General features: G+C 57.8%; 25 protein-coding genes and 1 pseudogene. 20 read left to right on the plus strand and 6 right to left on the minus strand.

Annotated features, from left to right (window positions below):
• Positions 1–135 precede the first annotated feature (135 nt).
• The 3 genes and pseudogenes from CFT65_RS19490 to CFT65_RS19390 all read left to right on the plus strand — a co-directional run bounded on the left by CFT65_RS19490 (position 136) and on the right by CFT65_RS19390 (position 1,185).
• Positions 136–354 (plus strand): hypothetical protein, encoded by a 219-nt coding sequence (locus CFT65_RS19490; protein WP_416376644.1) that lies wholly within the window; start codon positions 136–138, stop codon positions 352–354.
• Positions 355–361: 7 nt separating this feature from the next.
• Positions 362–787: pseudogene (locus CFT65_RS19385) on the plus strand (FAD-linked oxidase C-terminal domain-containing protein); the annotation flags it as partial.
• A gap of 149 nt (positions 788–936) precedes the next feature.
• Positions 937–1,185, plus strand: a complete 249-nt coding sequence (locus tag CFT65_RS19390; protein WP_088826102.1) for an FAD-linked oxidase C-terminal domain-containing protein — start codon at positions 937–939, stop codon at positions 1,183–1,185.
• Here CFT65_RS19390 and CFT65_RS00480 read toward each other — a convergent pair.
• Complete coding sequence (locus CFT65_RS00480) at positions 1,163–2,296, minus strand: putative sulfate/molybdate transporter (protein ID WP_088826103.1); 1,134 nt, start codon at positions 2,294–2,296, stop codon at positions 1,163–1,165. The genes CFT65_RS19390 and CFT65_RS00480 overlap by 23 nt on opposite strands.
• A gap of 38 nt (positions 2,297–2,334) precedes the next feature.
• A complete protein-coding gene (locus CFT65_RS00485; protein WP_088826104.1) occupies positions 2,335–3,219 on the minus strand; it encodes a helix-turn-helix transcriptional regulator in 885 nt (294 codons plus the stop codon).
• Positions 3,220–3,337: 118 nt separating this feature from the next.
• Between CFT65_RS00485 and CFT65_RS00490 the strand changes: the two genes are divergently transcribed.
• From CFT65_RS00490 to CFT65_RS00520, 7 genes are all read left to right on the plus strand, one after another.
• Positions 3,338–4,036, plus strand: coding sequence for an ABC transporter permease (locus tag CFT65_RS00490; RefSeq protein WP_088826105.1), 699 nt, complete (start codon positions 3,338–3,340; stop codon positions 4,034–4,036).
• Positions 4,033–4,776 (plus strand): ATP-binding cassette domain-containing protein, encoded by a 744-nt coding sequence (locus CFT65_RS00495; RefSeq protein ID WP_088826106.1) that lies wholly within the window; start codon positions 4,033–4,035, stop codon positions 4,774–4,776. Before CFT65_RS00490 ends, CFT65_RS00495 begins: the two co-directional genes overlap by 4 nt.
• Before the next feature lie 69 nt (positions 4,777–4,845).
• Positions 4,846–5,652 (plus strand): extracellular solute-binding protein, encoded by an 807-nt coding sequence (locus CFT65_RS00500; protein WP_088826107.1) that lies wholly within the window; start codon positions 4,846–4,848, stop codon positions 5,650–5,652.
• Positions 5,653–5,838: 186 nt separating this feature from the next.
• Positions 5,839–6,708: a formate dehydrogenase accessory sulfurtransferase FdhD gene (gene fdhD / locus CFT65_RS00505; protein ID WP_088826108.1), complete on the plus strand. Its 870-nt coding sequence runs from the start codon at positions 5,839–5,841 to the stop codon at positions 6,706–6,708.
• A 12-nt stretch (positions 6,709–6,720) separates the two neighbouring features.
• Positions 6,721–7,308 carry a molybdenum cofactor guanylyltransferase MobA gene (gene mobA, locus CFT65_RS00510; RefSeq protein WP_088826109.1) on the plus strand — a complete coding sequence of 196 codons (588 nt, stop codon included), beginning with the start codon at positions 6,721–6,723 and terminating at the stop codon, positions 7,306–7,308.
• The gene (gene mobB / locus CFT65_RS00515) at positions 7,305–7,796 is read left to right on the plus strand and encodes a molybdopterin-guanine dinucleotide biosynthesis protein B (protein ID WP_088826110.1); all 492 of its coding nucleotides are present in this window, start codon (positions 7,305–7,307) and stop codon (positions 7,794–7,796) included. Before mobA ends, mobB begins: the two co-directional genes overlap by 4 nt.
• A gap of 26 nt (positions 7,797–7,822) precedes the next feature.
• A complete protein-coding gene (locus CFT65_RS00520; protein WP_088826111.1) occupies positions 7,823–9,070 on the plus strand; it encodes a molybdopterin-binding protein in 1,248 nt (415 codons plus the stop codon).
• On the opposite strand, the gene CFT65_RS00525 is transcribed toward CFT65_RS00520, so the two are convergent.
• Genes CFT65_RS00525 through CFT65_RS00540 form a run of 4 tightly spaced genes read right to left on the minus strand, consistent with a single transcriptional unit; the run spans position 9,071 to position 13,090 of the window.
• On the minus strand, positions 9,071–9,547 hold the full coding sequence (locus CFT65_RS00525) for a DUF6505 family protein (protein ID WP_064229096.1): 477 nt from the start codon (positions 9,545–9,547) through the stop codon (positions 9,071–9,073). It abuts the gene before it with no gap.
• Positions 9,544–10,248 (minus strand): biotin/lipoate--protein ligase family protein, encoded by a 705-nt coding sequence (locus tag CFT65_RS00530; RefSeq protein WP_088826112.1) that lies wholly within the window; start codon positions 10,246–10,248, stop codon positions 9,544–9,546. Before CFT65_RS00530 ends, CFT65_RS00525 begins: the two co-directional genes overlap by 4 nt.
• A complete protein-coding gene (locus tag CFT65_RS00535; protein ID WP_088826113.1) occupies positions 10,245–11,093 on the minus strand; it encodes an Mrp/NBP35 family ATP-binding protein in 849 nt (282 codons plus the stop codon). The genes CFT65_RS00530 and CFT65_RS00535 overlap by 4 nt, the downstream gene beginning before the upstream one ends.
• A gap of 17 nt (positions 11,094–11,110) precedes the next feature.
• Complete coding sequence (locus CFT65_RS00540) at positions 11,111–13,090, minus strand: 4Fe-4S binding protein (protein ID WP_088826114.1); 1,980 nt, start codon at positions 13,088–13,090, stop codon at positions 11,111–11,113.
• 143 nt (positions 13,091–13,233) lie between these two features.
• Between CFT65_RS00540 and CFT65_RS00545 the strand changes: the two genes are divergently transcribed.
• From CFT65_RS00545 to CFT65_RS00585, 10 genes are all read left to right on the plus strand, one after another.
• Positions 13,234–13,812 (plus strand): DUF3305 domain-containing protein, encoded by a 579-nt coding sequence (locus tag CFT65_RS00545; protein ID WP_172408397.1) that lies wholly within the window; start codon positions 13,234–13,236, stop codon positions 13,810–13,812.
• Complete coding sequence (locus tag CFT65_RS00550; protein WP_088826116.1) at positions 13,812–14,441, plus strand: DUF3306 domain-containing protein; 630 nt, start codon at positions 13,812–13,814, stop codon at positions 14,439–14,441. Before CFT65_RS00545 ends, CFT65_RS00550 begins: the two co-directional genes overlap by 1 nt.
• Positions 14,442–14,550: 109 nt before the next feature.
• On the plus strand, positions 14,551–15,162 hold the full coding sequence (locus CFT65_RS00555; RefSeq protein ID WP_088826117.1) for a TorD/DmsD family molecular chaperone: 612 nt from the start codon (positions 14,551–14,553) through the stop codon (positions 15,160–15,162).
• Positions 15,163–15,203: 41 nt separating this feature from the next.
• Positions 15,204–15,395, plus strand: coding sequence for a twin-arginine translocation signal domain-containing protein (locus tag CFT65_RS00560; protein WP_081449860.1), 192 nt, complete (start codon positions 15,204–15,206; stop codon positions 15,393–15,395).
• Between the two features lie 90 nt (positions 15,396–15,485).
• Positions 15,486–18,371: a formate dehydrogenase subunit alpha gene (locus CFT65_RS00565; protein ID WP_088826118.1), complete on the plus strand. Its 2,886-nt coding sequence runs from the start codon at positions 15,486–15,488 to the stop codon at positions 18,369–18,371.
• A 15-nt stretch (positions 18,372–18,386) separates the two neighbouring features.
• Positions 18,387–18,995, plus strand: coding sequence for a formate dehydrogenase FDH3 subunit beta (gene fdh3B / locus CFT65_RS00570; protein ID WP_088826119.1), 609 nt, complete (start codon positions 18,387–18,389; stop codon positions 18,993–18,995).
• Between the two features lie 88 nt (positions 18,996–19,083).
• Positions 19,084–20,256, plus strand: a complete 1,173-nt coding sequence (locus CFT65_RS00575; protein WP_088826120.1) for a formate dehydrogenase subunit gamma — start codon at positions 19,084–19,086, stop codon at positions 20,254–20,256.
• Positions 20,253–20,378, plus strand: a complete 126-nt coding sequence (locus tag CFT65_RS19395) for a hypothetical protein (protein ID WP_267283781.1) — start codon at positions 20,253–20,255, stop codon at positions 20,376–20,378. Before CFT65_RS00575 ends, CFT65_RS19395 begins: the two co-directional genes overlap by 4 nt.
• Positions 20,371–20,610: a sulfurtransferase TusA family protein gene (locus CFT65_RS00580; protein ID WP_088826121.1), complete on the plus strand. Its 240-nt coding sequence runs from the start codon at positions 20,371–20,373 to the stop codon at positions 20,608–20,610. The genes CFT65_RS19395 and CFT65_RS00580 overlap by 8 nt, the downstream gene beginning before the upstream one ends.
• A 107-nt stretch (positions 20,611–20,717) precedes the next feature.
• Positions 20,718–23,153 carry an EAL and GGDEF domain-containing protein gene (locus CFT65_RS00585; RefSeq protein WP_088826122.1) on the plus strand — a complete coding sequence of 812 codons (2,436 nt, stop codon included), beginning with the start codon at positions 20,718–20,720 and terminating at the stop codon, positions 23,151–23,153.
• Positions 23,154–23,162 lie beyond the last annotated feature (9 nt).

Below are 23,162 nucleotides of genomic sequence, written 5' to 3' on the forward strand. Positions count from 1 at the left end.
GCAACCTGCGCGAACAGCCTCCACCGCCACTTCAGCCCGCGCGCCGAAACGAAAGTGCGCAGCCACGGCACCAGCGTCTGTGGCGGCGTAAAGCCCGATGTTGGCGACAGCTACCGGGCGACCATCAGCGTTGATATGGAGAATCTGAACCGGATTCTGGAGATCGATCCGGTCAGCCGCCGGGCACGAATTCAGGCTGGCATCGAAGGCAAGGATCTTGAGCGGCTCAGGCGCCGGTCCTTCGGCAGACCGCATGGTCTGTGGTTCGGAGGGCACCCTGGGAATCATTACCGAGGCAACCATGCGACTGCAGCACCGTCCCAGCTGGAGAGCCACGGCATCGGGGCGGTTTGACAGTTTTATGAAAGGCGTCGATGCGGTCCGGCAGACTGTGCAACCGGGATTGTTTCCGTCGAACTGCTGCCTGCTCGATGAAGCCGAAGTGATCATCAACCGGATTGCTGACGGTCCTTGCGTCATCCTGGTTCTTGGCTTCGAATCCGCAGACCATCCCCAAGACCAGAAAATCGAACGGGCCGCTGCTATTGCCGAAGAGCATGGCGGCGTTCTGCAAAAAGATGGCATTACCTATAACCCGGATCATTCCGAAAAAGAGTCCAGCGAGGCCGAGTCGTGGCGCAATGCCTTTATTCCCATGCCCTACTGGCGTAACCGCCTGACGGCCACGGGCATGATTGCCGACACCTTCGAAACCGCGATTACCTGGGACAAGTTCCCGGACCTCTACAGGGCGGTAAAATCCACCAAGGAGACCGCGCTTCGGGAGATCACGCAACGACCGTTTTCATTTTCCTGCCGTTTTACTCACGTTTACCCGGACGGTCCTGCGCCCTATTTCACTTTTTATTGCGTGGGCGACACCACCGGCGATCTGGGCAAAGCCCTGGAAAAAGGAAACAGCTCAAGCGCATCTCCATGGAAGTACTGGCCGAGCAAGGCGCTACCGTCACACATCATCACGCGGTTGGCCGGGATCATCGTTTGGGTTATGAGCAGCAGACATCACCGCTGTTTCGTAAGATCCCGGCGGCGGGCAAGCACTTCCTGGATCCCCAGGGGATCCAGAATCCGGGCGCTCTCATCGACCCGCGAGACAAAAACGCTGGTATTACGGGTGTGTTATCAGATCAGGGCAACCCTCTCAGTCCTGATGCACACCGTTGAATCGTCCCCGCAACCAGGCAGTCCGGAACGTCTCCGCCGCCACTCCGGCCAGGAATCCGAAAAACGGGTCGGCCCAGAAGGTAATCAGTGCTGTGATTCCGATCACCGGCCAGCAGGATGGTTTCGCGGTCCAGAGACGCCTGGTTAGACCAAGTTCGACAGCCGCCACCATGAGCAGAGCGCCGAGACCAGCCGCGGGAACGGCGGCGATGAAAGACAGACCGCCCGGCACGATCGCCACCAGGAGCAAACCCGCGCCCAGCAGGACCGGCGCCAGGCCAGTGCGGGCACCGAAGCGATAGTGGGCCGCAACACCGCCAGCGCCATGACACATGGGCAAGGCACCGAACGGAACCAGGCACAGGTTGGCCAGGCCGGTTGTAACGGAAAGACGCGCAGGCGATACCCGATGGGACTGGTCGCCGAAATAATCGCCGACCACCAGAGCTGTCAGAACGATTGCGTTGGTGATGGTCAGCGCCAGTTGTGGCAGCACCAGGATGGAAAATCCCTGCTGCCATTCATCCATTGAGGGCAGCTCAGGCATCGAGAAAATCGCCGGATCCGCCGGTAGCGGCAGCCCGGGCGAGCCCAGCAGCGCCCCGAGAACCATCGCCACGGCAAGACCAAGCAATGCCGCAGGCCAACTGGGGAAAAGTTTCAGGGTAACGGCCAGCAACGCAAGGACAAAGAGCCCCAACGGCAAAGAGGTGACCATCAGTTCCAGGCTCATGCTGGCCAACAACAACCCCAGCCCCAACTGCAGGCCGCTCAACACCGACCCTGGGACCAGGCGTGCAGCCCGGTTGATCCACCCGGTTGAACCCAGAATCAAAAGAATCGCGCCGATCAGAACACCACTGGCAACAAGGCTCTGGGCGCTGACCTGGGTAGTAAGCAGGAGCGCGGCCACCGCTTTCATGGGTTGCACAGGCACGGGCAGACGATAATACAGCCCGGTGGCGATATAGAAGAGGGCAAATCCCAGCAAAACCGGTACTGGCGCCAGCCCGGCCACCCCGATGGCACCGAGGCTCAGTGGCAGTAGGGTACCAATGTCACCCAAAGCGCCGCTGAACTCTTTGACAGTTCTGTTTCCGATTGACCCCATGCAGGCCCCTGCTTGATCTGCCTGTTTATTATTTTTGCTCAGGCATTGTACACAACGTTTCCAAGCTCACTGATATTATAACCACCCAATGCCTCCGCTCGCTGAACAAATCGTTCACTGCGAGCAAAAGCCAGCAATCGCTGCATGGCCGGTTCAAAGTAATGGCGCCGGCGCATGGCCAGGTCAAAATGCTCCTGCTGCAGCGGAATGAACGCCAGGCCTTGGCGCCTTGCCGCCGCTTCTATACCTATGCCCACATCCGCCTCCCCCTGGCGAATGGCCAGGGCCAGATCATCCTCGCTGAGTGAAGGATGCTCGGCCCAGGTCAGCTGACTGCCCTCGATACGATGGCGGGCAAGCAGGCTCTGCAACAGATGACTGACGCCGGCATCCGGCTGTCGATGGGCGAGGCGAAGGCCGGGCCGCGCGATATCCTCCAGTTGTGTCAGTTTGTGAGGATTGCCCGGCGCCAGGAGCAGGCCCTGCTGGCGCTTGGCCCAACGAATCAGAACCAGGTCCCTCATCCCGGTCAAACCCAGTGTTGCCGGATCGTTATAACACTCGCTCTCGGCGTGCCAGATATGCATACCCGCGAGCATGGCCCGTCTATCGACCAGCCGCTGCACCCCGTCGCCGCTTCCCTGACACAACATGGCCAGCTCTGCGTTGCTCTCCTTTACCGCCCACTCGAGCAGCGGGTCCTGACTACCCACCAGCACCGGCGGGGTTGGTGCACTGATCGCGTCGTCCCCTTCCAGATGGTTCATCAGCCACAAATCAATACGCTGGCGCGGGAACAACAGCTTTCCGGTAATCCGCACACAGGGAATAACACCCTGGCTGACCAGATCATAGACCTTGCGTTCTTTCAGGCGCAAATACTCGGCGGCCTCGGCCGTAGTGAGATAGGCGGGAAGGGGCATCGATTTCTCCGGTGGACCAGGCAAAAGCACGAGACTGTTTTTGGTTGCATATTTTTCAACAGGCTGTGCAAAGCGTAGTTAAAAACGCCACGATGCTCAATATTAAGGAGACGCTGCTGTGGAAGAAAATGCATTTTACGTAGCGCTGTCGCTACTGATGAATCTCGACGCTTCGCTGTACCAGATCGTGGTGCTTTCACTGCAGGTTTCGCTTTTGGCAGTGGTGATAGCTGCGCTTTTGGGTTTCCCCCTTGGCGCAGCAGTTGCGTTGTGGCAATTCCCGGGACGCGGCGGAGTGATTGTTGCGCTCAATGCCTTGATGGGTTTGCCTCCGGTTGTGGCCGGGCTCGGCGTTTACTTGCTGCTGTCGCGCGCGGGTCCGCTTGGTGAGCTGGGCCTTCTGTTCACGCCCGGCGCCATGGTGATTGCGCAGGTGATACTGGTATTGCCCATTCTCGCCGCGCTCTCGCGCCAAAAAGTGGAGGAGTTACTGGGCGAGTACCAGGAACAGTTCGTCTCGCTGGGCATGTCCCGGACCCGCATGATGCCCACCCTTTTGTGGGACGCCCGTTTTGCCCTGCTGACCGTTCTGCTCGCAGGGTTCGGCCGGGCCAGCGCAGAAGTGGGCGCCGTCATGATGGTTGGCGGCAACATTGATGGCGTAACGCGGGTCATGACCACCGCCATTGTGCTGGAGACAAGCAAGGGTGCCCTGCCACTGGCGCTGGGTCTGGGCATTGTGCTCCTGACACTGGTCATGGCCATCAACGCAACGGCCTACATTTTGAGTGAAATGGCAAAAAGGCGCATGGGATGACTTCGTTAAACGTACCCGTCAAAAACCCTTTCGAGCTCAGTGCACCGCCGTCGCTGTGTTTTGAGAGCGTCAAGTTCAACCCTTTCGGCCACCGGCTTTTTGGCCCCTGTTCATTCACGCTTGACGGCCCCGGCCCCACGCTGGTTATGGGCCCCAATGGCGCGGGCAAGAGCCTGATGCTGCGATTGGCCCATGGTCTGCTCACCCCGACAGAGGGAACCGTCACCTGGTCAGGCTCAGGAACGCCCCGTCAGGCCATGGTATTCCAGACGCCGGTGCTCCTGCGCCGCTCAGCGCTGGCCAACCTCACGCACGCGCTAGCTGTCAATTCGGTCCCACGCAAACATCGTAAAGAAGTGGCGCAAGAAGCACTGGCGCGGTTTGGCCTGTCCGCTAGTGCCAACACGCCCGCCCGAGTGCTATCCGGTGGCGAGAAACAACGCCTGGCACTGGCCCGGGCCTGGGCGCTCTCACCCTCGGTACTTTTTCTGGACGAGCCCACCTCCGCCCTGGATCCAGCTGCCATAAAGGCCGTGGAAGCCGCAGTTCAGGAATTTCACGACCGAGGCACACGCATTGTCATGACAACCCACGACCTGCACCAGGCCAGGCGAATTGCCGGTGACGTGCTGTTTCTTGCAGGTGGCAAAGTGCAGGAGCATACGCGTGCGGACATATTTTTCAGCGCCCCTGTATCGCGCCAGGCACAAGCCTTTATCAGCGGCGAACTCGTAGCCTGATGCGCCACCACGAAAATCCACCAATCCATTGCTCACCCGATGAATGAAACCCAAGATGGAGATAACAAAATGAAAAAGACCCTTAACCTGGTTCTTGCAGCCGTCACCACCATGGGCCTGGCTTTCAATGCCCATGGCGAAGACTACATAACGCTGGCCTCAACAACATCAACCGAGAACTCGGGCCTGTTCGCCTCGATCCTGCCAAAGTTCGAAGACGCCACGGGCATCGAAGTGCGCGTTGTCGCCGTTGGTACCGGCCAGGCGTTCGAAATCGCCCGCCGTGGTGATGCCGACAGCCTTCTGGTACACGACACCGCCGGCGAAAAACGTTTTGTCGAAAACGGCTACGCGACCGAGCGCGCCGATGTCATGTACAACGATTTTGTATTGATTGGCCCTGCTGATGATCCAGCGAATATCAGTGAAGTAAAAACCGCAGCTGAAGCGCTCTCGGCAATTGCCGAGTCTGAAGCAGCGTTTGCCTCTCGGGGCGATGACAGCGGCACCAATCGCGCCGAGCTGCGCCTGTGGGAAAGTGCTGGCGTTGAACCGGGCGGCAGCTGGTATCGGGAACTCGGCAGCGGCATGGGACCAACCCTCAACACCGCCGCCGCCATGGATGCCTATGTGATGTCAGACCGCGCCACCTGGGTCGCCTTCGAAAACCGCCAGAAGCTGAAGCTGCTCTTCGAAGGCGACAAAGTGCTGTTCAACCAGTATGGCAGCCTGCTGCTTTCTGAAGAGAAGCACCCGCACCTCAAGCATGAAATGGCCGAAAAATGGCACAACTGGCTGCTTTCCGAGGATGGACAAAAGGCAATTGCGGACTTCAAGGTAGACGGGCAGCAACTGTTCTTCCCGAACGCCCAGTAAGACAAAACGGGCAAAGTTTTAAGGCCCCCGGCCTGACCCGATTTTACCCCAATAAAAAACCCCGGCATGGCCGGGGTTTTTTATTGGCTGAAAGCAGCTGTTTTTCCCGAATGCCAAATAGGCTAATCTCTGGCAATCTCCATACAACTTCCATTCCGCGGCATTCATGAAACGGCCATAACAAAAATGATGATTGATCCCATACTTCCAGATCCCGAAGATCCCCGGCTTTCCCGGCCAGTAGAGGGTGTTGACGAAAACGGCGAGGCCAAATCGATCAGCGTGATTGAGGAACGCCCCCTGACCATCTACCTGAACAGCCAGGAGATTGTCACGGCGATGACCATTGGCGATCACCCCGAGTACCTGGCTCTGGGCTTCCTGCTGAACCAGGGCATGCTGAAAAAGACCGATGAGGTCACCGGGATCGATTTCGACGAGGAACTTGAGGTTGCCGTGGTCCGCACCTCGGGTGTTACCGATGTTGAAGACAAGCTGGAAAAGAAAACCCGCACCTCCGGCTGCGCGGTGGGCACGGTTTTCGGCGACATGATGGCGGGGCTTGAAGGCCTTTCGCTGCCGGACACCCCGGTGCACACCAGCACCTTTTACGATCTCTCCTATCAGATCAACCACACACCCAGCCTGTACATGGAAACCGGCGCCATCCACGGCACCGCACTGTGCCAGGGCCAAACAATCCTGGCCTACATGGAGGATGTCGGACGCCACAATGCGGTCGACAAAATTGCCGGGTGGATGCACCTGAACAACATTTCGGCGGCCGACAAGGTGCTGTACACCACCGGGCGATTGACCTCCGAAATGGTCATCAAGACATCGCTGATGGGAATTCCCACCCTGATCAGCCGCTCCGGCTTTACCGCTTGGGGCGTCGACATTGCCCGGCAAGTCGGGTTGACCCTGATCGGGCGGATGCGAGGCAAGAAATTCACCTGTCTGAGCGGCCAACACCGCCTGGTGTTCGATCAGGACCTCTCGCAGGTTCCCGATGAAGACAAAAAGCTGCGTCGAAAAGGGGCTCAGCATGATTGACGGAGGCACGGCGTGACCGATTGCGCAGTCATCCTGGCCGGCGGCCAGGCAAACCGGATGGGCGGCGGCGACAAAGGCCGGCTCATGCTCGGAGACCAGTCATTGATCCAGCGGGTAATTGAGCGAATAACACCGCAGGTCGACGCGGTGGTGCTGAATGCCAACGGCGATATACACCGGTTTGACGATCTGGGTTTGCCGGTGGTCGCGGACTCCATCAAGAGCTTTCCCGGCCCGCTGGCCGGTGTTCTCGCCGGCATGGACTGGGCTGCCGAGCAGGGCCATGACTGGCTGATCAGCGTTGCCGCTGATACCCCGTCCTTTCCCCGGGATCTGGCCGAAAGACTGGCCGAGCATGACACCCCGGTGGTACTCGCAGCCACGCCGGACCCTGAGCGGGGCCGGCTGCCGCAACCAACGTTTGGTCGCTGGCAGGTATCCTTGCGGCACGACCTGCGGGCCGCCCTGATCGACGGGGTTCGCAAGATCCGCCAGTGGACACAGGCCCAGGGTGAAACCCTGGTGGTGTTCGACGAGGGCGATTTTTTCAATATCAATACGCCGGAAGATCTGGCCTGGGCGGAGCAGCACCTGAAGTGAACGTTATCGGCATCGTAGGTTGGAAAAACTCCGGAAAGACCACCCTGGCTGCGGCTCTGATTCGAGAGCTGTCCAGCCGGGGGTTAACGGTCAATTCGATCAAGCACGCCCACCACATGGTGGATGTGGACCAACCCGGAACAGACAGCTACAAGCATCGTGACGCCGGCGCCCGGGAGGTCATCCTGGCCGGCGGTCAGCGCTTCGCGATCATGCACGAACTCCGGGGGGCCGCAGAGCCGACGCTGGATGAGTTACTGGCACGGCTGAGCCCCTGCGATTGGGTGGTGGTGGAGGGTTTCAAGACCCACTCCCACGCCAAAATCGAGGTGCACCGGCGGGAAGGTTCGCGGTCACCGCTGTTCACCGAGGATCCGAGCATTGTTGCCGTGGTGTCGGACTATGCTGCCGAGTTCTCGGGTCCTGTTTTCGACATAAACGATATCCCCGCCATCGCTGATTTTATTCTCAACCGTCAGCAACCCTGAACAGCATAACCAGGAGCCGAAGATCCATGAAACCGCTTCGCAACGATTGCTTTGCCCTTCCCCCCGGCATCAATTGGACCCCGGTCGAAGAGGCCCTTGAGCGTTTGCGTTCACGGTTGCACCCCGTGGTGGAGATTGAGCGGGCCGTTCCGCTCTCGCAGGTAAACGGTCGTATCCTGGCAAGCGATGTTTACGCTCCCCGGGCGCATCCCCCAAGCAACAATTCCGCTGTCGACGGCTATGCCCTTGCCGGGCCGATAACAGACGTACCCTGCACACTGCCGCTGATGGATGGCCGCAGTGCCGCCGGTGAGCCTTACATGGGGCAGATGCCCCAAGGCCACGCGATCCGGATTCTGACCGGCGCGGTCATTCCAGCCGGCACGGATACGGTGGTTCTGGAGGAAGACTGCGAAGTCCGGAATGGCCAGCTGCATTTGAATGGCACGCTAAAAGCGGGTGCCAATGCCCGCAAAGCCGGTGAAGACATCGAGGCACAGGACAAGATCCTCACTGCCGGAACCCGGTTCAGCCCGACCCAGATTTCCGTACTTGCCAGCGTGGGTGTCGACTCTGTCGATGTCTATCAGCGGCTTCGGGTCGGCGTCCTGTCTACCGGTGATGAAGTGAAACCGGTCGGCGCAACGGTGACCGAGTGGCAGATCTACGACGCCAACCGCCCGATGCTCAGCGCCCTGATCTCGCAACTGGGCTACGAGCTCGTGGATCTCGGCCATGTGCTTGACCGGGCCGAAGAGGTGAAAGCGGCGCTTGAACGGGGCGCGAAACACTGCGATCTGATTCTGACCAGCGGCGGTGTGTCTGCCGGCGACGAAGATCACGTGTCGAAAACACTGAAAGCCCACGGCGACATCAGTAACTGGCGCATTGCCATCAAACCGGGCCGCCCCCTGGCCCTCGCCATGTTCCAGGGCGCGCCCGTGGTGGGTCTGCCGGGCAACCCGGTGGCCGCCTGGGTTTGCGCCCTTCGGTTTGGCGCCCCGGCCATGGCATTACTGGCGGGCGGAGAATGGTTCGAGCCTCAGGCCTATGTGATGCCGGCCAATTTTTCTAAGAACAAAAAACCCGGACGCAGCGAGATGCTGCGGGCACGGGTCCGGGATGGGCAGGTTGAGGTGTTCGGTTCTGAAGGCTCCGGACGGGTGACCGGCCTGGCCTGGTCCGAGGGGTTGGTGGAACTGGATGAGAGCGCCCAGCAGATAGATCCGGGCACCCCCGTGCGGTTCATTCCTTACGGCAGCTTCGGCCTGTAATCAGTCTACGCTGCCATGAACCGCAAAGGCTTCCAGTGAAGCATCCTGAGGCCCCCGGGAACGGTAGGTTTCCTCGACACCCAACTCGGTCAGCGTGCGGCTGACCATCAACAGCGTGTTGTCCTCGAAATCCTCGCACATGCTGCGCATCTGGTCGATTTCCTCACAGGCAACCGGGTAGGCCGCGTCGATATCTGGCGCGCCGTAATGGTCAACAAATGTCTGCGCGAGGGTCCGGCGAACATGCTCCAGTTCCGGTTCGGTAATGTTGCAGACACCCACGAAACTGGCGCGCCCGCCTGATTCAATGCTGTACCAGCCGTTACTGAACGCCTGTCGGGCTTTGCCTTTCAGGTCTGCCTCGGTCCAGTTGGAGAACTCGAAGCCACCGGAGATGGCCCACTCACCGCTGGGTGCAGGCTTTTCAAATACGTTTTCGTCCGATATATCCAGCTGAAGGGTTCGGGCCAGTTTCATACGTGCTCCGCGAATTCGATCAAACTCAGTGTCTCGGTCATGACATCCTGACGTAACAGCATCCGGCCTTTTTCATCCAGGCCAACGAAGATGCCGGGCCTGGGCAGTTCGATCATATTGCCCAAGGTGTCGCATCGTGGCCGCCACTCGTTGTGTACCCGTTCAAAGCCGCTGTCCAGAAAGTAGGTCAGCCACAACAAAGTGTGCTTGGACCAGCTTTCCAGCAGGGCCATGGGCGTGATTTCGATGCACCCTTCTTCATACAGACAGGTTTCATCCGGATTTTCTCCCGGCTGGTCCGTCATCGGAATGAAAGGTACTTCAATGCCAATAACCAGCCAGTTGGGATAGGCCTTGGGATCGGAAACATCCGCCGCGAAACGGACACTGCCGCAAAGCGCACCGTTTACCTTGATCCGGTCGGGCCACTGAAAGTGCACCGGCACTTCCGGCGGGGCCAACGCACCCAGGCTCTCGGCAAGGCCTATCTGGGCGACGTAGACTGCCTGGATGGCCTCTTCAAGGGGTGTTTCCGGCGCCAGAACCAGGGCCGCGCGCAGGGTGTCGTCTTGCTCGGAGTAGAACACCGTGCCGGAATCGACACCCGCGACGGCCCGGCTGACGGCTTTATCAAACGGGTCCGTGTGTCTGGGTACCACTTCTCCCTTAAGTAACGGCGGGAACTGGGGTGATTCGATCATTGGATGGCCCGTGCGTAGACGTCAGAGGCAACAATTTCATCCGCAATGCGCTGGAAAGCCTGCGCCTGGGGGCTGTCCGGCTTCGAGACCACAATCGGAACACCACCATCCGATCCCAACCGGATATCAAGATCCAGCGGAATTTCTCCCAGGAAAGGCGCACCCAATTTCTCGGCTTCCGCCCTCGCACCCCCGTGTCCGAACGGATGGTGTTCCTTGCCGCAACCATCGCAGATAAACGAGGCCATATTCTCAATCAGTCCGAACAACGGCACATCCATCCGCTTGAACATGTCAATGCCTTTCCGAGCGTCCATCAGAGCAATGTCCTGGGGCGTCGAGACAACGACCGCGCCGGCCACGAAGAATTTCTGGCTCAGGGTCATCTGGACATCACCGGTGCCCGGTGGAAGATCCACCAGAAGTACGTCCAGCCGGCCCCATTCAACCTGGTTCATCATCTGCTGTAAGGCGCCCATCAACATTGGCCCGCGCCAGACAATGGCTTCGTCTTCCGGGGCCATCAGGCCCAGGGACATCATCGTTACGCCGTGATTCCTCAGCGGGAGGATGGTGCTGCCATCCGGGCTGGACGGCCGGCCCGAAACCCCCAGCATGCGGGGCTGGCTCGGCCCATAGACGTCAGCGTCCAGCAAGCCGACCTTCAGCCCTTTCGAGGCGAGGGCCACAGCCAGGTTGGACGACACGGTCGATTTACCAACGCCGCCCTTGCCCGACGCAATGGCAATAATGCGATCCACGCCCCTCGGGTTCTTGTCCTGAGGCCTCGGAGCGTCAGTTCCGATCAGATTCGGATTTTTTCCTACTTCGGTGTACTCAACCATGGTGTGTCCTGTTGTTTTTAACTGTCCAGATAATCATCGCTGGTGCGGACCCGCGGGCGCTCGCCACCGGCCATGGGCGCTGTGCTCCCATGGAACTGGGCCTTGACCCGACAGTCATCGCACATCTTGATGAGCTGCACGTTATCAGAGTTCTTGTACATCCAGTGCTGGTTTTCCAGTTTCTCGACGATACGGTTAATCGTGCTGGCAACGCCAAACGGGGTGCCACACTTGATGCATTCGAATGGCTCTTCACCGTGCAACGCTCGGGCACTGAGCGCCGCCTTGGACACATCGAGCTGGGGCTTCAGGGTGATGGCGGTCTCCGGGCAGGTACTCTCGCAGATACCACACTGGACGCAGGCGTTTTCCGTGAACTGCACCTCGGGTCGATCCGGATGGTCACCAAGGGCGCCGGTCGGGCATAGTGATACACAGGCAAGGCAGAGCGTGCATTTATCGGAATCAATTTCGATGGCTCCGTAAGGCGCACCTTTGGGCAACGGAATCGGCTCTTCGATCTTTTCCGACATGGCAGCCACTGTCACCCGGGTGATATCCCGGCGACCGCCAACCAGCAGCACAGGGTCGCTCACGCGACCGGCATTGTCGCCGGCGTCGCAAAGCTCGATGGCGGAAATAACCCTAACCCGGCTCGGAGAGTTGTGGGTACCCTTGAGCATAGACTGGGCCAGCTCCACTTCTGCGGCCACTGCACGGCGATCCAGCTCGTTGTCCGCAAGGATCAGAACCTCTGCGTAGCCGGCGCCAAATGCCGCCATGATTTCAGCGTGGCCGATCCGGTCGACATGCTCCAGCCCCATCGGGATCAGATCATCCGCGAGACCATTATCGTAGCGAGCCAGGTTGGCAATGGCCTCTGTGCCAGCCTCCAGGGTATGGAAAACCAGGCGGGGCGATTCGTGAGTATGCTCGCGATAGACTTTGGCCATCACTTCCACAGCCTTGGTGAGCGCCTCGAACGGCGTCTCATTCATGGTCACTGCAGAGGTGGGACAGACAGCAGCGCAGGAGCCGCAACCGGCACAGATATCCGAATCAATCTGGATGTGATCCCCGAAGGAAAAAATAGCCTCCGTCGGGCAGACATCCAGGCACCGGGTACAACCAGGCTTGTTGGCCCGGGAGTGCGCGCACAAAGACTCTTCGAGCCTGAAGTACACAGTTTTTTCGAATTCACCCACCATTTCCCTTGCCGTCAGGGCAATGCGCTCCAGCTCGCCGGACTTTTCCGGATCCGCCCAGAAGTAGCCGTTGCGCTTCTCGTGGCTCGGAAATGCCGGGGCGCCGCCCCGCAGATCGATAAACACATCGCATTCACTGCGGGCGGTGGGCTTGGCCGCCTCGTAACCCAGCTCACCGCGACCGGCCGGGTGTAAGGGTTGCAGGTGGGCAAATTCCAGCTTGAAATTGCCAAGTGCACCGTAGGCTCCCGTCAACTGGCCCTTGGCCACGTCGTAAGCGGCGGATGGCAGCTGAATGGGACCGGCATCATTAACAATGCAGGTAACACCCAGTTCGTCCTGCACAAGCCCGGCCATCCGGATTGCCTTCTCGGTGGGACCGACGATGCAGCACACGCCGTTGGACTGAATGGTTTTCGCCGGCGCCATGGGCGACGGCAATTGGGCGGCGGCAATCAGGGCTGCCTGCTTCGCGTGCAGGCGCTCGGGTTTCGCGTCGGGGGCGCTCCAGCCAGCACGGTCCCTGATATCAATGGATTGGAGTGGAGCGGAGTGTTGGATCTCGGCGTGAACGTCCTCGGCGAGGCGCTCGAACAAAGCCGCCTGCTGGCCACAGGCAATCAGGACGTCATTGCTGGCGCCCAGATGCTCGGCGGCAACACTCAACTCCTTGCCGCACAGTTGATCAACTGCAATCACCTGCTCAGCGGCCGCGGCTTTGCGCAAAGCCTCTGAATCGAAGGTCTGTGATTTGTCACAGCTGCATAGTAATAAAGTCTTATGTGCCGTCATCAGGAAATTGACTCTTTCGTTGTTTTTATACGTTTACACTTACGTATCGCTTTTCGAGCATGCCACAGGCATTATCTTTTGGACAATTGGATAATCTTTTGTGTCCTGCTAGTTTTAAGCTATAACAAAAAATGAGAAGCACCATGAGTAGTCGTACAGAACAGTGGAAACGCGAGTTGAGGGTCGGCGCTGTCGTTCGCCGAACTCCAGGCGTCACTTGCTGGGTAAAGGAAATCTGGAAGCCAGTTGCCGTTATACCGGGGGCACCTGATGCATTCTGGAAAGAATTGGTTTGCGAGGAAGATGTGGTCGATTACCACGCGGGCACCGTTACGATGGAGCTTTTTCGGGCCGACGTCGAAGGCTATCTGGTCTCTCTGAACATGGCCGTTCCATCGATCTGGATCATCATGGACAGGGATGTAACGAGCCATTCACCCTCCGGATGGGTCGTGAGCACCATCACCGCCAGCGCCCATGAAGCACTGGATGCCCTTGATAGCGGCGAAAGCATTGTTGAGGCGGTTCCCATTCCCGAATCCATGGCGGCCTGGATCAAGGAATTTATTGACATGCACTACATCGAGGAGCCGTTCAAGAAACGTCGCCGCGATGAGGTCCGCGTTGATGGCGCCGAGGATGCCAAGGGCGACCCGCGCATTCGCCAGGAAAGCGACGTTTACCGTGCCCCTGCGAACATCAAAAAGCCGAGAATTCAGTAATGGCCGAATCAAGACTCCAGCGTTGGGCTCGCAAGAAGGCCGAAGCCGCCAAGCGCCCGGAACCATCTCCTCCTCCTCCGGTTATCGAGACCGAACCAGCCCCGGAAGAGCAGGAACTTGCGACCAATGAAGCATTGCCGGAACACGAGCTACTAGAGAAGTATGACCTGCCCGACCCCGAAAACATCGAACTGGGTACGGACATCACCGGTTTCATGCGCAAGGAAATTCCGGAGTTCCTTCGCCGAAAGGCGCTCCGGGGCCTCTGGAAATCTAACCCTGTGCTTGCAGTTCTCGATGGTCTTAATGATTACGACGAGGACTACACTCTGGCCTCGACGGCCGGCCAAACCGTGAAAACGCTCTATAAAGTGGGCGAAGGCCTCGTGGACAAGGCCAAAAAAGCCGCTGACGTCGTGGAGGATCAGTCAGAAAACCAGGCAATTTCATCGATGGCTGAACCTGATTCGACAACCGCCGAGGAACCGGAGACCGAGGACAGCCCCGAGCTGGAGGACAGGGCAACGCCGACGGAACTTCCCGAGCAACGGCTTGCCCAAGAACAGTCCAGCCAGCCAGAAGAGGAGCCGGAACCTCGATTCCGTCCTCGGATGCGTTTTGACTATTAGCAGAATACATTTCAGCTATTAGCAAATTAAAGGTCGGTCGGGCCAATATTCCGGAATATGTACTAGAATAGCGTGACAGACCGCAAATAATAATTAGAAGGAAGATGAGTTGAGTAATACTGCGGAAATCCAGTGCCCCCGTTCGATCTCCGAAGAGGATCGTGCCAGGGCCCAGATCTATCAACTGCTGGGCGTCCTGCTTGCAGACCCACCCTCCAATGACTTACTGAAGGGGCTGGCTTCACTGCAGGGTGACGAGACGCCCCTGGGTTCAGCCTGCAAGAACCTGGCAGCCCTCGCCGAACGTACCAACCCGTATGACGCCGAGCGAGAGTTCAACAATCTGTTTGTTGGCCTCGGTCGTGGCGAATTGCTTCCCTACGCCAGTTACTACCTCACCGGATTCCTGAATGAGAAGCCCCTGGCGGAGCTGCGAACCGATCTCATGTCTCGCGGAATCAAATCCCGCAGCGATGTAAAGGAGCCGGAAGATCACATCGGCACCCTTTGCGAAATCATGGCCGGCATCATTACTGGCGAATTTCCGTGCGACAGCGGACTGCCGTCGCAAAAAGCGTTTTTTGATGCCCATCTGGCGAAGTGGGCAGCCTTGTTTTTTACTGATTTGGAAGAAGCGCAAAGCGCCATCTTCTACGCGCCAGCAGGTTCGCTTGGTCGAGCCTTCATGGCCGTGGAAGCCGACGCCTTTGCAATTCAGTAACCGGGATCTCAAGGTCCCATAAACCCAGGGGGAGGTGTCCAATGGACAACCCGAAGCGTGAAAACAGCCGTCGCCGTTTCTTGCAAATGGCCGCAGCCGCAGCTCCAGCTGCTGTTGCCATGACGGTTGCACCGAATGCCGCAGCCGAGGTCGTCAGAACAGACGTCCCGAAAAGCCGCGGTTTACGTGATACCGAACACACACGTAAGTATTTCGAATCGGCTCGCTTTTAACGGGGATTTGAGTTGACCGAGGTTGCGAAAGGCCCTTGCGAGACTCAGCTTTCCGAAAAAACGAGAACAATAAAGAGAGAGGTAAACAACATGTTAAGGAAGAAGACCAACGGGGTAGCGAAAGGCTCCCGTGCAGGCTCTTTGCTTTCTTCTCTCGCTGCCAAGACTCTGGACCGTCGTCAGTTCCTGACAACGTCCGGCGTGGCAGTGGGTGGTTTGGCGGCACTGTCGCTGACATCGGGACGAGTTGAAGCTGCGGCTCCGGCAACCGGTGGCGGAGAAGTGGTCGTCAAGAAATCGGTCTGTACGCACTGTTCGGTCGGCTGCACCGTCGAAGCCGAAGTTCAGAACGGCGTATGGACCGGCCAGGAACCAGGCTGGGACAGCCCCTTCAATCTGGGTGCTCACTGCGCCAAAGGCGCTTCCGTACGGGAGCATGCCCACGGCGAGCGTCGTCTCAAGTCGCCCATGAAAATGGTCAACGGTCAGTGGCAGAAGATTTCCTGGGATACCGCCATCAACGAAATCGGCGACAAGATGCTCGAAATCCGCGAGCAAAGCGGTCCCGATTCGGTCTACTGGCTGGGCAGCGCAAAGTTCAACAACGAGCAGGCCTACCTGTTCCGTAAGTTTGCGGCCTACTGGGGCACCAACAACGTGGACCACCAGGCCCGTATCTGCCACTCCACAACGGTTGCCGGCGTAGCCAATACCTGGGGCTACGGCGCAATGACCAACTCCTACAACGACATCCACAAGTCCAAGGCGATCTTCATCATCGGGGGCAACCCCGCCGAAGCGCACCCGGTGTCGCTGTTGCATGTGCTGAAGGCGAAAGAAGAAAATAACGCCCCGCTGATCGTCTGCGACCCGCGTTTCACCCGCACAGCGGCCCATGCCGACGAGTTTGTGCGTTTCCGCCCGGGCTCCGATGTTGCGCTGGTTTGGGGTATTCTCTGGCACATCTTCGAAAACGGCTGGGAAGACAAAGAATTCATCCGTACCCGTGTATACGGCATGGAAGACATTCGCGAGGAAGTGAAGCGCTGGAATCCCGAAGAAGTTGAGCGTGTAACCGGCGCGCCGGGTGCACAGCTTGAGCGTGTTGCCCGCACTCTGGCCAACAACCGGCCAGGCACTGTTATCTGGTGTATGGGTGGTACCCAGCACACCAACGGTAACAACAACACCCGCGCCTACTGCGTGCTCCAGCTGGCCCTCGGCAACATGGGCGTCGCCGGCGGTGGCACCAACATCTTCCGTGGCCACGACAACGTTCAGGGCGCAACGGACCTGGGCGTACTCGCTGACACCCTGCCCGGCTACTACGGTCTGTCTGCTGGTTCCTGGGCCCACTGGGCAAGAGTCTGGGAAGAAGATCTCGACTATCTGAAAGGCCGTTTCGCTGTTTGGGATAAAGACGGCAAGTCCCGCGCCATGATGAACGAGAAGGGCATTCCAGTCTCACGCTGGATTGACGGTGTTCTGGAAGCCAAGGAAAACCTTGAGCAGCCGGACAACACCCGGGCCATGGTTCTGTGGGGCCACGCGCCCAACTCCCAGACCCGGATGACGGAAATGAAGGAAGCCATGGAGAAACTCGACCTGCTGGTTGTAGTGGACCCCTTCCCGACCGTTTCTGCCGTTCTCCACGATCGCAAGGAAGGCGCCTACCTGCTGCCCACAACCACCCAATTCGAGACCTATGGTTCGGTAACAGCGTCGAACCGTTCTCTGCAGTGGCGTGAAAAAGTAGTAGAGCCGCTGTTCGACTCCAAGGTCGATCACGAAATCATGAAACTGTTCGCGGACAAGTTCGGCTTTACCGATCAGATGTTCCGCAACATCGCCATTGATGGCAATGAGCCGTCAATTGAGGACATTACCCGCGAATTCAACCGCGGCATGTGGACCATTGGCTATACCGGTCAGTCGCCGGAGCGGCTCAAGAAGCACATGAAGTACCAGCACCACTTCGACAAGACCACCCTGCGTGCGGTTGGTGGACCTTGCGATGGTGACTTCTACGGTATGCCGTGGCCGTGCTGGGGCACCCCGGAGATGAACCACCCGGGCACCGCCAACCTGTACGACATGTCGTTGCCGGTTTCCGAAGGCGGCCTGACATTCCGGGCCCGCTTTGGTGTTGAGCACAACGGCCAAAACATTCTCGCGGACGGTGTTTACTCCAAGAATTCGGAAATCAAGGACGGCTACCCGGAGTTCACCATGCAGATGCTGATGGATCTCGGCTGGGACGGTGACCTGACGGCTGAGGAGCGAGCCAGCATTGAAGCAGTGGCCGGCGCGTCAACCAACTGGAAGACAGACCTGTCGGGTGGTATTCAGCGCGTGGCCATCAAGCACGAGTGTGCGCCCTTCGGTAACGCCAAGGCCCGTGCCATTGTCTGGAACTTCCCGGATCCGGTGCCGCTGCATCGTGAACCGTTGTACACGAACCGTCGCGATCTCGTGGCAGACTACCCGACTTATGAAGACAAGACCTTCTGGCGGGTACCAACCATGTATGAGTCAATCCAGAAGAACGACTTCAGCAAGGAGTTCCCGATCATCCTTACCTCCGGCCGTCTGGTCGAATACGAGGGTGGCGGTGACGAAACCCGTTCGAACCCCTGGCTGGCCGAACTGCAGCAGGACATGTTCATCGAGATCAACCCACGCGACGCCAACAATCTGAATGTCCGCGACGGCAATGACGTCTGGGTGTCCGGTCCGGAAGGCTCGAAAATCAAGGTTAAGGCCATGGTGACAGAGCGTGTTGGAGAAGGGGTGGCGTTCATGCCATTCCACTTCGGCGGGCACTATCAGGGCAAGGACCTGCGGGACAAGTATCCCAAGGGCGCCGACCCCATCGTTCTGGGCGAATCCACCAACACAATTCAAACATACGGGTATGACTCGGTCACTCAGATGCAAGAGACCAAAGCCACCCTATGTGCGATTATGCCGGCATAACAAGAGGTGTAGACCATGGCACTTGAAGGACAAGCAAGAGCAAAATTCCTTTGCGACGCCGAGCGCTGCATCGAATGTAATGCGTGCGTAACGGCCTGTAAGAATGAGCATGAGGTCCCCTGGGGCATCAACCGTCGCCGAGTGGTAACCATCGAAGATGGCAAGCCAGGAGAGCGTTCGATTTCGGTAGCCTGCATGCACTGTTCAGACGCCCCCTGTATGGCCGTCTGCCCGGTGGATTGCTTCTACCAGACCGAAGACGGTGTGGTACTGCACTCCAAGGACCTGTGTATCGGTTGTGGCTATTGCTTCTACGCTTGCCCGTTCGGTGCGCCACAGTTCCCGCAAGCGGGTAACTTTGGCAGCCGCGGCAAGATGGACAAATGCACGTTCTGTGCAGGTGGCCCGGAGGAAGACAATTCCACAGTTGAGTTCTCTAAATACGGAAGCAACCGTATTGCTGAGGGTAAACTGCCGATCTGTGCGGAAATGTGCTCAACCAAAGCCCTGTTGGCCGGTGACGGCAACGAGGTAGCGGATATCTATCGCCAGCGTGTTGTGAACCGTGGTTTCGGTTCCGGCGCCTGGGGATGGGGCACAGCCTACGAGAAGAAGGGTGCATAAACTGGCCTGACTCATACGGGGCCCCTTCGGGGCCCCGACGTCGGTCAAGGCAACAATTTCTTCTTGTCGATTCCGTTGGAGTGCTCTAATGAAAACAAAACTTTTTAGTGCCGCCATCCTCGTGCTGGCGACGCTGCTAATCAACCCTGTCTGGGCACAAGAGTCCCCGACGGTTGATCGAACAGCGACCGGGGGCGCCCAGACCCTCGAAGACATAATGCGCCGCCAGAAACAGCTGGAGATGGACGATTCCTTTCGGTCTGAAAACCTGGGCAACCCCGCTGACGCCGCACCAATTTCGGATCAACTGGGTACCAGGGGCGCGGTTTCCGACTCAGACAACTGGCGCGCTATTCGCTACAACGAAATTGACCCCACAACGCAAGTGCGGGGGCCAGCGGCCGAGGTCCTCATTCAGGACGCCGGGATGCCTTGGTGGCAGCTGCGGGAAGGACCGGTCATCACCTACGGCGGCGGAGCAATCCTTGGCTTCATAGCGTTATTAGTGGTGTTCTATTTTGTTCGCGGCAAAATCATGATCGATGGCGGCCCGGCAGGCACCACGATTCAGCGATTTAAAGCTGTTGAGCGATTTGGCCATTGGCTCCTGGCTGGCTCTTTCATTGCCCTGGGCATAACCGGACTGATAACCCTGATGGGCCGCAGCTTCCTGATCCCTGTCATGGGACCGGATGCCTTCGCAACCCTTGCAGCCGGATCCAAGTGGATCCATAACAACATCGCCTGGTCCTTTATGCTCGGCCTTGTGATGACATTCGTGATGTGGGTTGCCCACAACATCCCCAACAAACTGGACTGGCAATGGCTCAAGGTAGGCGGTGGGCTCTTTACCCATGGCCACCCGTCCGCGAAGAAATTCAACGCTGGCCAGAAAATCATCTTCTGGACGGTGATGATACTGGGCGCCTCGGTCTCTCTCTCCGGCCTGTCACTGCTGTTTCCGTTCCAAATGCCGATGTTTGCAGACACTTTCGCGGTGATCAACAGCGTTTTGGGAACCAGCTTCCCGACGGACCTGGCGCCCCATGAAGAGATGCAATATGCGAACATCTGGCACTCGATTGTGGCGTTTGTGATGATGCTGGCGATCATTGCCCACATCTACATCGGCTCGGTCGGTATGGAAGGTGCCTTCGACGCCATGGGCAGCGGCCAGGTGGATCTGGAATGGGCCCGCCAGCACCACGATCTGTGGGTCGCTGAGGTAGAAGCTAAACAAGGCAAAGGAGGTTCGTCGTGAAGGTCATGATTTCCGCTTTTGTCGCGGCTTTGCTTATTGCCACGGCTTCGCCGATGGTGCTGAATCAGTTTGGCTGGTCGTCAGCCCAGCAGACCAGCGCCGAGAGCGTTCGCCTTGACTGATCAGTCCGGGGCATACCAGATCGACGCTGTCGGTCTGGTATGCCCTCTCCCCATCCTGCGCTTCAAAAAACGAACCAAAGACCTGCCCAGCGGAACTCTGGTCGATTTCCTGACGGATGATCCTACCGGCCGAAAGGACCTTCAGGCCCTTTGTGATATCACTGGCCACCGGATTGAATGGACCAGAGAAGAAAAAGCTGGCGTCACTCGTTACCGTATTTCCCTGGCATAGACTTGCAACTGAAATTTCAAGCTTTCCCTGCACTCCGCTACGCCCTCTTGGAAAATCAGACGCCAACCGCCTATATTTAGTTAGGATATCTAATAATTGGCATTCCGATGAGTTCAGACCCAGTCTTTTCCACACCAGGCGAGGAAAACGCTCTTTACCTGGAGCTTACCGACGGCATCCCCGGGGCAATCTTCCAGTATATTCTCCATCCTGACGGCACTGACCAGTTGAGCTACATCAGCCGGGGTTGTGTTGATCTGTGGGAGATTAAGGCGGCACGACTGAAGCGTGATCCAGGCCCACTGTGGGAAATGATTCTACCTGAGGATGTCGAGGGACTGGCCCGGTCGATTCGTGGCTCTGCGGAAACCATGACCTTCTGGAGGCACGAGTGGCGGATCAAGCCAGCATCCGGTGTTGTGAAATGGCTGAGTGGCACTGGCACTCCCAAACAGCGTGAAAATGGAGACATATGCTGGAATAGCGTGATCATTGACGTAACACGCGAACGTCAGACCCAGGAAGCACTGGACAGTTTCTTCGATCAACGCATGGCGATGAACGCGATGGTCGACTTCGAGGGCAATTTCGTACGGGTCAATGGACTTTGGGAAACAAAGCTGGGCTATCGTCGCGACGAACTGGAAGGAGAGGTCTTCATCGAGTTCGTCCATCCGGAGGACCGTGAGAAGACCCTGAGTGAAGCCGGCAGAGTGGCAGAAAGCAGCGCAGGGTCGTCAGAGTTTGAAAACCGCTATCGGCACAAAGACGGCTCCTACCGCTGGCTGTCCTGGTCATCAGTGACATCCCCCGAGGCGGGGTTGATCTATGCAGTTGCGATTGATGTGACGGAAGCACGCATAGCTGATGATAAGCTGCGTCAAGCCGCGACGGTATTCCAGAGTACGGTTGAAGGCGTAATAATCAGCGATCTGGATAACAGGATCATTGAGGTTAATGACGCCTTTTCCCAGATCACGGGCTACACGGAAGAGGAGGCAATCGGCAAAACTCCCGACCTTCTTGATTCCGGAAGACACGATCCAACCTTTTTCAATGCCATTTGGCAAAGCGTTCGAGAAAACGGGCACTGGCGTGGTGAAATCTGGAGCCGCAGGAAAGACGGAAGTATCTTCCCGGAACTACTGACCATCAGCACCATTCTCAACAAAGACGAGCCGGTCGGCTATGTGACCGTTTTTTCAGATATTTCCACACTGAAAGCCCACCAGGAAAAGCTGGATTATCTGGCTCACCACGATCCCCTGACGGGCCTGCCAAACCGCCTCCTTTTCAATTCCCGATTGCAACAGAGCATCCGTCTGTCGGAGCGAACCGGCCGTTCCATAGCGGTGTTATTCATCGACATTGATCGATTCAAAAATATCAATGACAGTATGGGCCATCCCACAGGGGACGAACTGCTGAAGCACGTAGCTGCTCGCCTGAGGGAGCAGCTACGTGCCTCCGACACGGCAGCACGCCTTGGAGGTGATGAATTCGTCGTTCTTCTGGAGGACATTGACGGCGCGGAACATGCCGGACAGGTCGCCGACACTCTGATGAAAGCGTTTAAAGAAACGTTCGCCATGGACGAGGTCGAGATCGGGGTAACCGTGAGTATGGGAATCAGCCTCTTTCCGCAGGACTCCAATGACGCAGCAAAACTGCTGGCTGACGCAGATGCAGCGATGTATCAGGCCAAAGAGAACGGCAGAAACACCTACGCATTCTATTCGAGCGAGTCGACCGCCCGTGCACTTGAGTACGTTTTCTTTGAGAATGCTCTCAGGAAGGCTGTTTGTGACAATCAACTCTTCCTCGAGTACCAGCCGCAGTTTGATCTGGAGCTTGGAAAACTAACCGGTATGGAAGCGCTGATACGCTGGCAGCATCCAGACAAGGGACTGATTACACCGGATCGCTTCATACGGATTGCCGAGCAAAATGGCACCATAAGAAACATAGGACAGTGGGTGCTGCAAACGGCCTGCCACCAGGGGAAAGCCTGGCTGGATGCCGGCTTGGACATAGGGCGCATCTCTATCAATGTGGCTGCATCGCAGTTTCACGATGAGAACTTTCTTGCAGAGGTGTTTGCGATTGTGGATGAATCCGGATTGCCGCCAGAGCATCTTGAACTGGAGGTAACCGAGAGCTCGTTCATGCACCAACCGGAAAGGGCCATACCGAAGCTTCACGCACTTAGAGAGAGAAACATCACCATCGCCATTGATGATTTCGGTACCGGCTATTCCTCCCTGAGCTACCTGAAAAGACTGCCCATCGACAAATTGAAGATAGACCGGTCTTTCGTGATGGATTTGCCGGATGACGAAGAAGACAAAGCCATTGTGCGTGCGATTATTGGTTTGGGAAAAACCCTCAAACTGAAAACGATTGCCGAGGGCGTTGAAACCGAGGCTCAGGTGGCGTTTTTCAAGCAGGCAAAATGCGATGCCCAGGGCTTTTTCTTCAGCCGACCCATCGGCCCGGATGCGATGGACGTTTTCCTTAGTTCACGGCAGACAACGACACAGTGAACAAAAAGC

It is taken from the genome of Marinobacter sp. es.048, assembly GCF_900188435.1.
GTDB lineage: Bacteria > Pseudomonadota > Gammaproteobacteria > Pseudomonadales > Oleiphilaceae > Marinobacter.

Excerpts from the sequence above, each read along its gene's own strand:
- CFT65_RS19490 (WP_416376644.1), top strand. The coding sequence starts at position 136 with ATGGAGAATCTGAACCGGATTCTGGAGATCGATCCGGTCAGCCGCCGG.
- CFT65_RS19390 (WP_088826102.1), top strand. The coding sequence starts at position 937 with ATGGAAGTACTGGCCGAGCAAGGCGCTACCGTCACACATCATCACGCG.
- CFT65_RS00480 (WP_088826103.1), bottom strand. The coding sequence starts at position 2,296 with ATGGGGTCAATCGGAAACAGAACTGTCAAAGAGTTCAGCGGCGCTTTG.
- CFT65_RS00485 (WP_088826104.1), bottom strand. The coding sequence starts at position 3,219 with ATGCCCCTTCCCGCCTATCTCACTACGGCCGAGGCCGCCGAGTATTTG.
- CFT65_RS00495 (WP_088826106.1), top strand. The coding sequence starts at position 4,033 with ATGACTTCGTTAAACGTACCCGTCAAAAACCCTTTCGAGCTCAGTGCA.
- CFT65_RS00500 (WP_088826107.1), top strand. The coding sequence starts at position 4,846 with ATGAAAAAGACCCTTAACCTGGTTCTTGCAGCCGTCACCACCATGGGC.
- fdhD (WP_088826108.1), top strand. The coding sequence starts at position 5,839 with ATGATGATTGATCCCATACTTCCAGATCCCGAAGATCCCCGGCTTTCC.
- CFT65_RS00520 (WP_088826111.1), top strand. The coding sequence starts at position 7,823 with ATGAAACCGCTTCGCAACGATTGCTTTGCCCTTCCCCCCGGCATCAAT.
- CFT65_RS00525 (WP_064229096.1), bottom strand. The coding sequence starts at position 9,547 with ATGAAACTGGCCCGAACCCTTCAGCTGGATATATCGGACGAAAACGTA.
- CFT65_RS00530 (WP_088826112.1), bottom strand. The coding sequence starts at position 10,248 with ATGATCGAATCACCCCAGTTCCCGCCGTTACTTAAGGGAGAAGTGGTA.
- CFT65_RS00535 (WP_088826113.1), bottom strand. The coding sequence starts at position 11,093 with ATGGTTGAGTACACCGAAGTAGGAAAAAATCCGAATCTGATCGGAACT.
- CFT65_RS00540 (WP_088826114.1), bottom strand. The coding sequence starts at position 13,090 with ATGACGGCACATAAGACTTTATTACTATGCAGCTGTGACAAATCACAG.
- CFT65_RS00545 (WP_172408397.1), top strand. The coding sequence starts at position 13,234 with ATGAGTAGTCGTACAGAACAGTGGAAACGCGAGTTGAGGGTCGGCGCT.
- CFT65_RS00550 (WP_088826116.1), top strand. The coding sequence starts at position 13,812 with ATGGCCGAATCAAGACTCCAGCGTTGGGCTCGCAAGAAGGCCGAAGCC.
- CFT65_RS00560 (WP_081449860.1), top strand. The coding sequence starts at position 15,204 with ATGGACAACCCGAAGCGTGAAAACAGCCGTCGCCGTTTCTTGCAAATG.
- CFT65_RS00565 (WP_088826118.1), top strand. The coding sequence starts at position 15,486 with ATGTTAAGGAAGAAGACCAACGGGGTAGCGAAAGGCTCCCGTGCAGGC.
- fdh3B (WP_088826119.1), top strand. The coding sequence starts at position 18,387 with ATGGCACTTGAAGGACAAGCAAGAGCAAAATTCCTTTGCGACGCCGAG.
- CFT65_RS00575 (WP_088826120.1), top strand. The coding sequence starts at position 19,084 with ATGAAAACAAAACTTTTTAGTGCCGCCATCCTCGTGCTGGCGACGCTG.
- CFT65_RS00585 (WP_088826122.1), top strand. The coding sequence starts at position 20,718 with ATGAGTTCAGACCCAGTCTTTTCCACACCAGGCGAGGAAAACGCTCTT.